The 13,995-nt window shown below is 47.0% G+C and carries 12 protein-coding genes; 11 read left to right on the top strand and 1 reads right to left on the bottom strand.

Annotated features, from left to right (window positions below; genetic code table 11):
• Window positions 1–21 precede the first annotated feature (21 nt).
• The 4 genes from fliD to ACI1P1_RS20445 are packed head-to-tail and all read left to right on the top strand — an operon-like array spanning window position 22 to window position 3,323.
• Window positions 22–1,533, top strand: coding sequence for a flagellar filament capping protein FliD (gene fliD / locus ACI1P1_RS20460; protein ID WP_416218411.1), 1,512 nt, complete (start codon window positions 22–24; stop codon window positions 1,531–1,533).
• A complete protein-coding gene (locus ACI1P1_RS20455; RefSeq protein ID WP_416218300.1) occupies window positions 1,533–2,597 on the top strand; it encodes a glycosyltransferase in 1,065 nt (354 codons plus the stop codon). Before fliD ends, ACI1P1_RS20455 begins: the two co-directional genes overlap by 1 nt.
• Window positions 2,598–2,608: 11 nt before the next feature.
• A complete protein-coding gene (fliS, locus tag ACI1P1_RS20450) occupies window positions 2,609–3,001 on the top strand; it encodes a flagellar export chaperone FliS (RefSeq protein WP_416218299.1) in 393 nt (130 codons plus the stop codon).
• A complete protein-coding gene (locus tag ACI1P1_RS20445) occupies window positions 2,994–3,323 on the top strand; it encodes a hypothetical protein (protein ID WP_416218298.1) in 330 nt (109 codons plus the stop codon). Before fliS ends, ACI1P1_RS20445 begins: the two co-directional genes overlap by 8 nt.
• Window positions 3,324–3,376: 53 nt before the next feature.
• Here the strand turns inward: ACI1P1_RS20445 and ACI1P1_RS20440 are convergent, their stop codons facing one another.
• A complete protein-coding gene (locus tag ACI1P1_RS20440; RefSeq protein WP_416218297.1) occupies window positions 3,377–5,314 on the bottom strand; it encodes a glycosyltransferase in 1,938 nt (645 codons plus the stop codon).
• 261 nt (window positions 5,315–5,575) lie between these two features.
• On the opposite strand from ACI1P1_RS20440, the gene rfbF reads away from it, so the two are divergent.
• The 7 genes from rfbF to ACI1P1_RS20405 all read left to right on the top strand — a co-directional run bounded on the left by rfbF (window position 5,576) and on the right by ACI1P1_RS20405 (window position 13,904).
• Window positions 5,576–6,355, top strand: a complete 780-nt coding sequence (gene rfbF, locus ACI1P1_RS20435) for a glucose-1-phosphate cytidylyltransferase (RefSeq protein WP_416218296.1) — start codon at window positions 5,576–5,578, stop codon at window positions 6,353–6,355.
• Window positions 6,352–7,593, top strand: coding sequence for a UDP-glucose dehydrogenase family protein (locus ACI1P1_RS20430; protein ID WP_416218295.1), 1,242 nt, complete (start codon window positions 6,352–6,354; stop codon window positions 7,591–7,593). The genes rfbF and ACI1P1_RS20430 overlap by 4 nt, the downstream gene beginning before the upstream one ends.
• A gap of 4 nt (window positions 7,594–7,597) precedes the next feature.
• Window positions 7,598–8,674, top strand: a complete 1,077-nt coding sequence (locus tag ACI1P1_RS20425; RefSeq protein ID WP_416218294.1) for an NAD-dependent epimerase/dehydratase family protein — start codon at window positions 7,598–7,600, stop codon at window positions 8,672–8,674.
• 115 nt (window positions 8,675–8,789) lie between these two features.
• A complete protein-coding gene (locus tag ACI1P1_RS20420; RefSeq protein ID WP_416218293.1) occupies window positions 8,790–9,926 on the top strand; it encodes an FkbM family methyltransferase in 1,137 nt (378 codons plus the stop codon).
• A 21-nt stretch (window positions 9,927–9,947) separates the two neighbouring features.
• Window positions 9,948–11,297, top strand: coding sequence for a glycosyltransferase family 2 protein (locus tag ACI1P1_RS20415; protein ID WP_416218292.1), 1,350 nt, complete (start codon window positions 9,948–9,950; stop codon window positions 11,295–11,297).
• A gap of 10 nt (window positions 11,298–11,307) precedes the next feature.
• Window positions 11,308–12,219: a glycosyltransferase family 2 protein gene (locus tag ACI1P1_RS20410; RefSeq protein ID WP_416218291.1), complete on the top strand. Its 912-nt coding sequence runs from the start codon at window positions 11,308–11,310 to the stop codon at window positions 12,217–12,219.
• Window positions 12,216–13,904: a glycosyltransferase family 2 protein gene (locus ACI1P1_RS20405; protein ID WP_416218290.1), complete on the top strand. Its 1,689-nt coding sequence runs from the start codon at window positions 12,216–12,218 to the stop codon at window positions 13,902–13,904. Before ACI1P1_RS20410 ends, ACI1P1_RS20405 begins: the two co-directional genes overlap by 4 nt.
• Window positions 13,905–13,995 lie beyond the last annotated feature (91 nt).

Raw genomic sequence — 13,995 nt, 5'->3', positions numbered from 1 at the left:
GAGGTGTAAGACGTGGCAAATATGAGAATTTCCGGGTTTTCGTCCGGACTGGACATTGATGAGATGGTCAAGAAACTGATGAAGGCGCAGCGGGTTCCTCTGGATAAACTGAATCAGAAGAAGACCACGATAGAGTGGCAGCGGGAGCAATATCGTGATTTGAACTTGAAGATCGTCGATTTCCGCAATAACAAACTAATGAACTACAGCATGTCCACCGCTATCAGCGCTAAGAAGGCCACTGTCACAGGTAATACGACAGCGGTATCGGCCAAGGCCAATCCTAATGCTGTGACAGGAAGCATGAGCATCGAGGTTACATCACTGGCTACAGCTGCGGTACTCAAAAGTAGCGACAGCGGCGGAGTCGGTAAAGTGGATACTAGCAAGACCCTGGCGGAGCTTAAGGGGCAGTTGGGCTATACAGGAAGTGGTAGTCTCTCTTTCACGATCAAAAATGGGGATGCTCCAGAGACGACAATTACAGTGAATGAGAATGACTCCCTGGCTTCTCTAGTAGAAACTATCAACAAGAGTGTTGCGAATGTGAATGCTTTCCTGGACAGTGAAACGGGAAAACTCTCGATTACTTCCAAAACTACTGGAGAAGGATCGTTGTCCGTGACTGCCGATGCAGGAGCACTTCTGACCAAATTCGGGTTGACAGGGACAGATGGCGATGATGCCAAGGTTGTGATTAACGGGATTGAGACCACGCGTGCGAGCAACACCTTCACCGAGAATGGTGTGGAATTCACATTGAATGCGGCTGCGCCGGGATCGATCAGCACTATTAACATAGGGACAGATACGGATAAAATTTTCGACACCATTAAGTCGTTCATCACTGATTACAACGGGTTACTAGAAGCGGTGAACGGGAAGCTTAATGAAGAGAAATTCCGCAAGTACACTCCACTTACCTCCGAGCAGAAGGAAGATATGAAGGACAAAGAAATCGAGCTGTGGGAGGAGAAAGCAAAGAGTGGACTGCTCCGTCGCGACAGTACTATGACTTCCATGTTGAGCGACATGCGGCTTGCCGCCATGACGGATGTGACAGTGAACGGGCAGAAGGAGAACTTATTTGCCTTCGGAATCGGAACGGGAGATTGGACTCAGCGAGGAAAGTTGGTTATTCAGGATGAGGCGAAGCTGCGCGCGGCGATTGAGTCTGACCCTGATAAAGTGATGGCACTTTTCACCCAGCAAACCTCAGAGACAGATCCGATTGAGAAGAAGAAGGCTATTCTCCCTGATAATGGCCTGTTCAACCGACTGTCCACTGTGTTGAGTAATGCGGTGGATAGTCTGTCCAAGAAGGTGGGGACTTCCTCCTATGTGACGGACAAGAGTGCACCACTCAAGCCAGATAGTATAATGGGTGAAGAGCTGCGGCTTCTGGACAACAGGATCACGGACATGGTGCAGCTGATGGCGAGGAAGGAAGAACAATATTATAAGCAGTTCACGGCAATGGAGACGGCGATGAATCGCTATAATTCCCAATCCTCAGCCTTGTTCAGCAGCTAATGCCGACTCTTGCACTTGTACTCATTGTACGCAATGAAGAAAGATGCATTGGCCGGTGTCTAGCAAGCGCGGCAGCTTATGTGGATGAAATCATCGTAGTCGATACGGGGTCGACAGATCGGACAAAAGAGATTGTGCTTGGTCATGGAATTCCCGTGTTCGATTTTGTGTGGGATGATGATTTTGCAGCGGCGCGCAACTACGCGTTGTCCCTGTCTACATCCGATTGGAACCTTGTGCTGGACGCCGATGAATATTTGACGGACTTCGAGCCTCAATTTATTCGGCAGTTTATGAATAACCCAAGACAGCTAGGCAGGATACAGATCATCAGTGAGACGGTGGTGGAAGGTGAGGAAAATGAGGTTCGTGGACACATTACCCGCCTTCTTCCCACTGGAGTTGGATATAAAGGACGGATCCATGAACAGGTGGATGCTCTTTATCCTCGTATGCCCATCCCAATTACTGTCCGGCATGACGGATACTTAGGAACGGATAAATCAGGGCGCAATATCCCGCTTTTGTTGGCGGAAATCCGTGATGCCCCGGCCGACCCGTACTACCTTTATCAATTGGGTAAGGAGTACGAGGGAAAGCATGAGTGGGAGGCGAGTTTGCGTTGCTATTCCCAGTCGTATGAGCTTCTGCAGGGAATAGAGCCATATGCACCCAGCATGATCGTGGATTATGTGTATATGCTGATCAGGATTAAGAGGTTATCCACAGCTATGGAGGTTTTGGATGCCTACGCCGATCGACTAGCTGGTTTCCCGGATTACCATTTTGTGTGTGGCGTTTTCTACTTGGATCTCATTTTGTCCGACCCTGACACGTACTTGCCATACCTGCCGCGTATTGAAGCAGCCTACCTACGCTGTTTGGAGATTGGTGAGGATAGCGGGTACGACGGTGTAATTGGTACGGGTTCTTATGCCGCTTGGTATAACCTGGGCAATTATTACGAGGTTCTTGGACGGCAAAAGGACGCTCTGCACTGTTACCGGAAGGCAGCAGACATGGGGTACCGGAAGGCTATGCAGAGATTACCTGAAATCATGTAAGGAGTGAGAAAATGATCGGCAATCCCTATCAGAAGTACCAGCAATCCTCTGTTCAGTCAGCTCCACCGGGACAATTGCTTGTCATGCTTTATGACGGTGCTATCCGGTTTACCAAGGCAGGTATTGAGGGGATTGAAAGCCGGAATTATGAGAAAGCCAATCATAATCTGCAGAAGGCGCAGGCCATCATTCATGAGTTAATCGCTTCGTTGAACTTTGATTATCCGATCTCAAATAACCTGATGCAGGTGTACGAATATATGTTGTATCAGTTGATTCAGTCCAACACCTATAAAAAGGCAGCGTCAGCTAACGAGGTACTGGGGTATTTGATGGAGCTTCGGGAGAGCTGGGCAAAGGCAGCAAGGGTGCAAACGGATCAGGCAGGGGATCAACATGGATAATCTGGTACGGGAGGTTCTGAATGAGGTTATTCGTCTTAGCAAGCATCAACCGGGTCGGCGGTATGAGGAGTATGAGGAGCTGGTAGAGCTTCGTCAGCGATTAGTTGATCAAGTGAAAGAAAATGACCATCCACTCTCCGAAATGCTGAAAGAGAGCATTCGAGAGATCCTCTCGTATGATACGGTTATTTTGGAGCGGATGGCGGCTTATAAACTGGAGGCGAAGGAGGGGCTGCTCGCGATAGAGGCAGCCAAGCGGCAGCGCAGGGTCTATGATATGCCGAGTTTTGAAGAAGGCTTCCTGTTCGATGAAAAGAAATAAAAAAGAGGTTGTTCCCCCAGGATGGTAGCGGGGAACAGCCTCTTCTCTTTGTTCTACAGAGCCATTAAATGTAGAAGCTTCTGGTAGTGGGGGTCAAGCTGAAAAAGTTGTTGCTTCATTTTATCCAGACGAGATGGATCAGGACAAATGGAGCAAAACCTAACGTATAGCGTCCGCTCCTGAGGGTTCAACCGGATGGCTTGTTCCAGAAAATGAGATGCCGTATCCACATCTTTCAACTTCAAGAAGATGTCAGAGAGGTTCAAGCAGCTATGGTAATCCAACTGATCGTTCTCACTTAGGTAATTATAGCATTGCATAGCAGCTTCATCCTGGTGCAGAGTATAGAGCAGATTGGCAACCCGGTTCAGCACGAAGTCGGAACAAACCGACTCCAGAATCTTATCAAAGCGATCTAGATGATGAATGGTGTACAACCCACTTAAGAGACTGAATGCCTGATTTCGGTCGGTTTCAGATTCTTCTTTCATCCCATCAGCCAACAACTGCTCTGCCCACTTTACAAACGAGAGGCTGTCCATATCCTGTGGAGGGGACAACCATTTTAGCCAAGACGGTTGGTTCCAAGAAACGGCTGCCAATACCAGGTGGTAGATCACTTGCGAGTCTTGCTGCTCATCTTCTGTGCCTGATTCCCAGTATTGTTGGAAGCTGACTTGATCCTGCACGAGTAAAGAGAAACGCAGCTTTTCAGCAAGGGTAAGTATTGAGGAATTAGGCAATAATTGTTGGTAATGCTGTGACAATTCTAAATGACCCTGAAGAATAGAGATTTTGCACAGGAGGGGAATGATCACGGGGTCCTTCAGATTGAGCAATTTACTCAGGAATGACGATATAGATGCAGCGTCATCATACAAGGCTAACAGTTGAATGAGACGGGACAAGAAAGTTGCTTCCGGGAATGAGTGGTATAGTTTGGTCAAGTAAGATATGGCTTGACCGAAGTCTTTCTCCTTCTCGAAGAGGCTGGATAGATAATGCAGCGAAAGCTTTACCCCTGAGAGGGGCATTATAATGTAATGAGGCTTCCCAGCATGTGCTGCTTCTTCACCCATGTAAAGAGAGTGCAAAAACGTTTCTTTCGCCTCGCGGTAGAATCCAAGGTGATAATATAGGACTCCACGAATCGCCTGGATGTCTGGGTAGGACTCATAATCCGGCATATACTTATCCATAAAGATCAAAGCATCAACATAGCGTTGGGTGTTGAGGTATAATTGCAAAAGTGAGAATAGGATATGTGAAGAGCCTCTCCCTAACTCATGCTTTCTTTCCAACGCTTTCTCCAGATGAGACGATGCATGATCGTACTCTTTCATCATCAAATACTGATTTCCAATCATTAGATGATCATAAGCGTTATATTGCCCTTGCTTGTCCTTTAACTGTCTGAAGATGGAAAGATTCCGCTCGTGTTTATTTTTGGCAGTCAGGGTCTCTTCTGTGTAGCCGGAATGAAGGATGCGGTAGGGGGTGGCAACACTCTTCAGCGCAATTCTCTCCGAGGATACAAGTTGTTCGTGTATGGGACGATGATAATGAATGCCCATATGATTGGGGAATGCTCGATCTACGGGAATTTCGTTCACACTTGCATTATGGGTTGCACCGAGGAGACTGATTATCGGTAGGCTGTATATGGTATGGCTGGTGGGTGGGAGGCTTTGAAGGAACGCCCGAAACTTAAGCCCGTCTTCCGGTTCCAGATACTCATCTGCATCTAAAACGAGAATCCACGTGCTGGATGCGCGTTCAATTGAAGCGTTCCGCGCCGCGGCGAAGTCATTGACCCATTTAAAATGGTAGACATGCTCTGTATAGGATTCGGCAATCTTAACCGTTTTGTCCGTCGATCCAGTATCCACGATAATGATCTCATCTACAATGTCTTTCACACTGTCCAGGCAACGAGTCAGGCACTGTTCTTCATCCTTCACGATCATGCAGAGCGAGATCAAAGTTTCCATGAGTACTTCTTCCTCCAGAAAAGAATATGGCATGAAAAGAACTGCAAGATTCCTTTCAAATAGCCGATAAACATTTTATCGGTTCGGATAAGATCAATTGTGAGCTAAACCGGGTTTTAGACAGAATCATCACTTTAAAAATTAGAGACTGCTATGAAATAACATCCGCTCATTCGCTGACAAAAGTTAAACACACACAATTTACTTTCAACAAAAGCGGGAACGTGTTTCGTTATGGCTCTTAATATGGAGAGGTGGACCATGAAAGTTGTCATCTTAGCGGGTGGATTCGGCACTCGTATCAGCGAAGAAAGCCATCTACGTCCCAAACCCATGATCGAAATCGGCGATGCACCGATTTTATGGCATATCCTCAAGGGGTATTCCCATTACGGTTTTCATGAATTCGTCATCTGCTGCGGGTATAAGGGGTATATTATAAAAGAATATTTTGCCGATTATTATCTTCACCGTTCGGACGTGACGTTTGACTTTTCGGCTGAAAACAAGATGGTTGTCCATAACAATGTTGCCGAACCATGGAAGATCACAGTAGTCGATACGGGGCTGTATACCCAAACCGGTGGGCGAATCAAACGTATCCAGCAGTATATCGGCAATGAGCGGTTTATGCTTACGTATGGCGACGGCGTGAGCGATGTGAATATTCCCAAATTGCTCGAGACGCATGAGCAGTCAGGTAAAACGGTCACATTAACGGCGATTCAGCCAGGAGGGCGCTTTGGAGTACTCGACATCAATAATCGCGACGGATCGATCATCGGTTTCCGTGAAAAGGCAACAGAAGACAGCGCATGGATTAACGGTGGGTTCATGGTGGCCGAGCCTGAAGTGTTCGACTACATTGATGACGATTCAACAGTGTTCGAACGGACGCCGTTGGAGCGGTTAAGTGCAGACGGAAAGCTTGGGGTGTATCAGCATCATGGATTTTGGCGTTGTATGGACACGCAGCGAGATAAAGGCGAACTGGAAGCTGCATGGGCGAGTGGCAGTGCAAGATGGAGGATATGGGCATGAAGGTTGCCGTGTTTGGTTTAGGATTTGTCGGGTTGACCACTGCCCTTGGATTTGCAGATAAGGGCTTTGAGGTACGGGGCTATGACACGAATACACAACGCTGTGCTGAGATTTCTAGAGGACATTTGCCTTTTTTTGAACCGGGGTTGGATGAAGCGCTGGCTCGTCATATCGGTAAAACCTTTTTGGTGGCGGACAGTGCATTGGAGGCAGTTGAAGCATCAGATGTCTGTTTTGTCTGTGTCGGAACACCGGGTCTTCCTAATGGGAGTGCGGACTTGACATCTTTATTGGCTTGCATTGACAGTGTAAGTGAAAGTATTCCTGATCAATGTGTATTGATTGTGAAGTCTACTGTGCCACCGGGAACGGTAACGGAACAGATTACCCCATATGTACGGACGAAAGGCTTAAAAAACCCTGTAGCGGTTAACCCGGAGTTTTTGCGCGAAGGCATGTGCTGGGAGGACTTTATGCATCCTGACAGAGTTGTTTGCGGGGTGTCCGACGATGCGGCTGAAGACGTGCTCTTGCAACTATATGCCCCGTTTCATGCCCCGGTTCATCTTGTAGAGCCAAATACGGCGGAGTTTATCAAGTATTTATCTAACTCCCTTCTGGCGACCATGATCAGTTATTCGAACGAAATGTCTTTGCTTGCCGATGCGGTTGGATCCATCGACACCGCGCGGGCTTTCCATATTTTGCATGAGGACAAGCGATTAGCGGGAGCGGGAATCAATAGCTACATCTATCCTGGTTGTGGGTATGGTGGATATTGCCTGCCAAAAGATACTGCAGCGCTTGCAGCTGTCGCACAAAACAAGGGCATTGAGCCCCGTATATTGAATGGCGTCATCTCCTTGAACGAAGAAATGCCGGAGAGGACAGCGGAGAAGATAGCGCGTGCTGTGAACAGCAAGGACAGCAAAATTGGTATACTCGGACTTTCCTTTAAGCCGGGCTCAGACGATGTCCGGGACAGTCCAGCTGCGAAGATTATCTCTGCGCTGATCAAGGCAGGATACGATGACCTCTATGTGTACGACCCCATTGCCACGGAAGAATTTCGGAGGATGCACCGATTGCCCATTTACTACGCTGCATCGGCACGAGAAGTGTGCGAAGCTTGCGACACCGTTGCGCTCGTTACGGCGTGGGCGGAGTTTGGGAGTATTAACAAAGAATTTCCGGAGACACGGTTTATTGATTGCCGTTATTTTCTAGGAAAGGCGTGAGCAAATGAATAACCGGATTTTGGCCGAGGATTTGTGCCTAATAATGGACGGGTTGACAGAGAATGAACGTTGGACGCTGTCTGGCAAAACCGTATTCATAACAGGCTTCGCAGGCTCACTCGGGTTTATGCTGACTCAATTTCTGGCGCGATATGGGCAGGAATTGGGCGTTAAGCGGGTATATGCTTTAGATAACTATGTGTTTGGTAAACCGGAATGGGTACAGGAGATCGAAAAAAATCCTTTGTTTTTTGTGCGTGAGGGGGATGTGACCTTTGTGGATTTCTCCTTTGCCGCTGATGCAGATCTGATTTTCCATATGGCCTCACTTGCATCGCCAGTCTACTATAGGCTCCATCCCATTGAAACGATGGATGCCGACGTTATCGGGCTAAGGCGTCTGTTGGATTTTTATAAGGAACGGAGTATTTTCAATTTATTGTTCTATTCCACGAGTGAAATATATGGAGACCCTGACCCCTGTATGGTACCTACGCCTGAGAGTTATTGGGGCCACGTAAATCCAGTTGGCCCGCGGGCCTGCTACGATGAGTCCAAGCGATATGCAGAGACTCTATGTTACAATTTCCACCATCAGATAGGGTTTCCAGTTACAGTGTTACGGCCATTCAATAGCTTTGGGCCCGGCCTGCGGACAAATGATAAACGTGCTCCAGCAGATTTCGCCTTGAATGTGTTACACAACGAACCAATTGTTTTGTACAGTGACGGAAGAGCAACTCGGACTTTCTCTTACGCTTCGGATACGACTTTGGCATCGCTGAAGTGTGCACTGTATGCACAATATGATATTTTTAATATCGGAAACGATGCAGAAGAGATGACGGTGCTGGAACTGGCCAAACTGTATCGTTCTGCCGGGAGATCCCTATTCGGGTATTCTGGGGACATTCTCTTCCGCGAGCATACAGATAGACACTACAACACAGATAACCCACAGCGGCGTTGTCCTGATTTAAGTAAGATCAGATCGATTTTGGGCTATGTACCAAGAGTGGATACACGAGTTGGAGTGGAACGTTATTTACAGTTCTTAAATAATGCGGAAAAGTGGATATGATGGCTTCTGATAGTGGAAAGGATGTAAAAAAACATTTTTCTGATGTTATCATCTACGTAGTAGATCTTGTACCATTTCCGTTAGGAAACAACAACAGCGAATGGAGGCATCATCAATGAATATGCTGGAAGTAAACGCAGAAGACATTCGCAAACGCCTCATGGACGAGGAATCCCGTGATATCTTTGACTGGCGTTATGAATATTACAAAACCGGGAACCAACGAGAACTGCACCGTAGACTACTGCTTACCAGTGAGGACAGTATAATCAAATACAAACAACTGCGACGGGATGTGGAAAGAATCCGCAGGCCTGATACCCCGGCTTATCCTGATGCTTTTGATTTCGCAAAAAACGAAAATATGCGCACCAGGGGCGTTATTCTATACGGTGCAGGAGCTATGCTGTCTTATTGCGTAAACTATATGGAATTCTTAGAGGTTCCTATAAAGGCAATTTGCGATACCTACAAACATGGGGAGACATACGGTGGACGTCAAATCATATCTATGGATGAGGCCCTGATGTTACGCGGGGATGCAGCGGTTCTGATTACCACTTTGTATGCAGCATATCAGCACGAAATCCGCCGGGCTCTTTTAGAGCGCTCTATCCCAGAGGATGCATTATTTTTTATGTTTGATTCTGTAGATACAATATCGTTTGACTATATTCGTCAATATTTCCCTGAAGACATTATGAAGCCTTTGCCTAATGAAGTATTCATTGATGCCGGATGCTTTGACGGCCATACCATTCTAGCCTTTCGGGAATTTACAGGCAAGATGGGCTATAAACATATCTACGGCTTTGAGCCCCATACAGAATCCTTTGCCGTAACAATGAACACCTTACGCGAACACCGGGTTGATCATGTGACCATTCAAAATAAAGGCCTATGGAATACTGCCGAAACGCTTCACTTCGGAGAAGATAACCACAACGGTGGTGCTGGTATTGCAGCGGATGGCGCATTAAAGATTGAAACAATACGGCTGGACGATGTAGTGGATTCAGAAAACAAGGTGACATTCCTCAAGATGGATATTGAAGGTGCTGAACTCAACGCCCTGCACGGCGCTAGCGGCATCATCCGGCGTGATAAACCGCGCCTTGCTATATGCGTCTATCACAAGCCGGAGGATATTCTAGAGATTCCCTCTTACATCCTTTCATTGAATGAAGAATACCGATTGTACTTACGGCATCATTCCCTTTACGAATGGGAGACCGTGTTGTATGCGATATGAGTAAGTGGAGGAACAACGGGCATGAGCATACGGCCACTGATCAGTTTTGTTGTAAGTGTGTATAACCTGGAGCGTTATATCGGCGAGTGTCTGGACAGTATCCTGGCACAGCCCTTTGACGACTATGAGATTGTGCTGGTGGATAACAACTCCGAGGATGGGAGCAGAGCGATATGCCGGTACTATGCGGGGCTCCATGAACGCATCCGTTATTTTGAGCTGGATGGTGAGCCACTAGGGGGCCGTGCTGTTTTGTATGGCCTTCATGCTGCATCTGGGACGTATGTTCAGGCAGTTGATGGCGATGATTTGCTTTCGCCGGGGATATATCGAGTTATTGCGGATGCTCTGCGAGAGAAGGCGCCTGATGTCTTATTCGGTCAATTTGAGACGTTTTCGGATGAGGGGACACTTAACTATGTGGATGCCCCCTATTCTCCTGATCTCATCAATAATGGCAGCATGGAGTCAGCCCTTACCTATCTAGTGGGTCATCTACCGCTGCACTTGACAATGTGGCGGCTGATTTGTAGCCGTGAAATACTCGTGCGCCGACAGGAAGTATTTTACGATCCCACGCGTACAAATGGTGTAGTCACCCGATCAGCGCCCCTTCACTATGACGTCACTCTTAATAATCAAGCCTTGATGCTGGCAGATTCGATATATTATATAGACAAGCCAATGTATCGTTATAGGTTGCGTAGGTCGTCTGTATCCAGAACGTCCGCGGCAGAACAAGCTTCTGCGATCTGCCTAACATTGATTACGCATGAAGAGCTTTTGCTGGTGGAAGGATTATCGAGGCGTAAGCGTGACTACATCCTGAGCATTATGGATGCGTGGCACTACTCCCTTCATGCTACACTGAGTGTATTGGATGGGGAGGAGCTGCAAAAGTGCGTGGCTAAGATCAAAGATTCGGTAAGAAATTTACCTGAACAAGGCGGCAATAATTGGCCGGACCGCATACGTTACCCTATACTAGCCCTGCGTCAAAGCGGTGAACCAAACACTGTTCTTGGTCATTCATGGGCAACAGCCAGACATACGATCGACAAAATTGTTGCAAGTCTGACGGATGGATATATATATCTTGCTCCAACCGGGAATGTGGGTGAGCATATGAAGACTATATTCGAGGCATATGGAATCCAGATTTCCGCTTTTCTGGACAACGATGAAAAGAAGGCAGGTACGATGCTGGGTGGTACCCCCATTTGGCTCCCCTCAGCGGTGTCCAAGGTTCATAAACCCATAGCCGTTGTAATTGCATCTATGTACGCCAACGTCCGGTGGGCTTTGAAACAGCAGTTCATTTCTCTCGGTATTCATGAAACTCGCATCTTTGTGGTTGAATTTGAGTATTGAAGGAGTAGCCATGCCGTTAATCAGTGTAATCTTAGTGACCTACAACCGCATGCGGTTCTTGTCTTTAATGCTGGACTCCTTACGGAGCCAGAGCTTTGTAGATTACGAGTTGGTTTTAGTCAACAACGGCTCGACAGACGGTACTGCTCCTATTTGCCAGGCTTATGTGGAAGCAGACAGTCGAATCAAGCTGATTACCATTCCCCACAACATGGGCGCCTCCCATGGACGCAACCAAGGGCTTTCTGCAGCATCCGGTGAATATGTGACGTTTGTGGACGATGATGACTACTGCTATCCGGATATGCTGTCTTTCCTTGCGCGGCTTGTACATGAAGATGATGTGGATATTGCCATGTGCGGGAGTTATAACGACTTCGGGGATCGGTTGGAGCCGTATTTCATTGGCGAGGAAAGGATTGTCCTGGATCGGCTGCAAGGGTTACGGGAGTTGCTTCAACGGCGGATCTATAATGTCGCGCCGCCGACCAAGCTGTTTCGGCGTGAACTATGGGAGGGAATGGCTTTTCCGCATCAGGTACTTGTAGACGACATCCATATCATCTATAAGGTATTTGAAAGGGCGAGGCGGTTGGTGGTATGGAACCGTCCGATGTATGCCTTCAGGAAGCACACCTCCAATATGACAGTTTTTATTCATAACAGGAGGATAACACCAAAATTGCTTGATGAATACCTGACCATGTATCAGACACGGGCTTACTATCTTTTGGAGCGCGCGCCCGAAATCGCTGAGGCCGTAGAGTCGTCCATTTACTCTTATATGCACAGTATGTGCCAGTTGATTGCTGAAAACTCCATCGCCGGATGCGAAACACAGTTGCGCTTTATGCAAGATTATGTAGATAACAACCGTTTTGATGAGATATGGGTGACTGGAACTGGTGGTGAGCCATCTTGAGAGCAAACATTGTCTATACTTGTGCTTATAACGCTGAGAAAACAATCGAGCGAACTATTCTCAGTATGCTAGCCCAAACCGAGCAAAATTGGATCTGGTATATGTTGGATAATGGCAGCGCGGACACCACTGGCGACATCATTCGAAAATATGCTGCCAAGGATGAGCGCATTGTCCTGTTAGTCAATTCGCAAAATTGGGTGATGGCGCCAGGAAACGGATGGTGGGAGATTATCCATAGCTATCAGGATACGGATTGTCTCTGTTTCTTAGATGCGGATGACGAATACAAGCCGAACTTCCTGGAACATATGCTTAATTTTATGACGGAGTATCAGTTGGATATCGCTGCGTGTGGGTATGATTTTATAAGTGCATCGACTGGTCATCAGTATGCTTCTCGGGTGCCGGAAAGGAATCTAATTTTGGATACCCCCGAGGCATATGGTCTGCATTTTCCCGACTACCATGTGTTTATGCGAACAATGTGGGGCAAGCTTTATCGAATTTCCGTAATTCGCCAAATTGATAATGAGCGGACACCATCTCTGCATATATACGGTGGTGACACAAGAGGAACAGCTGAATATTTCCGAAATGCCCAGCGTGTTGGCCTTTTAGCAGAATCGTTACACCGTTATTATGTCAGTACAACATCTTCGTCCTATCAGCTAGATGCTACTCGCTTCATATGTGACCATGTACTGGATAATCAAATGCGAACTATTCTGGTGGACAAATGCGGAGCGGTCTCTCGCCAAAACCATGTTTTCCTACTTGCGGTATACTTTGATGGTATCAACGACACATACAACGTCCTGAAGCATGCCCCTCTCCCTGCATCTGAGGAACTTGCTGCTCTGCACACACTCCTTACCAGTGATTCTATGCGCCGATATATTGCTTGGACAGGGGGCTATGGTGAAGAAGAGACGAGGTTCTATGAGGAAATTGTCCGAAGATTGATTGAAGGGCAGGTATGCAGAACTCAGAAAGGATCTCAACCCGCGGCTGAGATTATTCTCGTTCTTTATCCGCATTTATCGAACATTATTTCGCAAGATGGCCTAAGGTTTTTATTCCAAGCCATACCCGATCTGATCGAACCCCTCACGAAAAGAAATTATGCCGACGTTCTAGATGGTCTTCATCATTGGTTTGATTGCCATGGTTCTGACCACTCATTACTGACAGAATTTCAAGTCAATCTATATCGACTATTGGGTAAACCGGATGAAGAGAGATTTGTTCTCCTTATAGATATCAAGCAAACGCGACCTCGGTCTGCAGAATCCCTACAAGTAGATGTACAAATCTATGAGCTTATGGGGAAAAGCCTGTTGCTTCAAAATGTTAGTGCTGGGTTGGCTAATAAGTTTTCCCCAGTTGTTCGATTAATTTTGCAAGAAGATTTTTTAGGTGCACTGGATAAATATATAGCGGTATCGGAGAATCTCGAAATCGCAGATGAGGATGTTGAGTCGTACTTCCTGTTGGGGCAGAATCTTTCTGCTGCCGCCGAAAGTGCAGATCTGTATATTTATTTCAAAAAGCTGTGGATTGCCTATCTGTTGGATTGTTCACGCTATGCAGAGGCATCTCGGGAGCTGGCCGAATGGGAACAAGCGCTTCCAGGTGATGAGGAGCTCGCGGTATTTCGGCAGCAACTAAGCAATTGCCCGTAACAGTCTATCTGAGTGTTTCAGCTCATAGTAACGAAACTACAATAATTATGAGATGACGAATCCCCGGAACGGGGCAATTGTAATCCAAGTC

Source organism: Paenibacillus mesotrionivorans (assembly GCF_046098205.1).
Taxonomy (GTDB): Bacteria; Bacillota; Bacilli; order Paenibacillales; family NBRC-103111; genus Paenibacillus_AR; species Paenibacillus_AR mesotrionivorans.
Note: the sequence above shows the minus strand (reverse complement) of the source record. Positions and strands in the feature narration are given on the sequence as shown.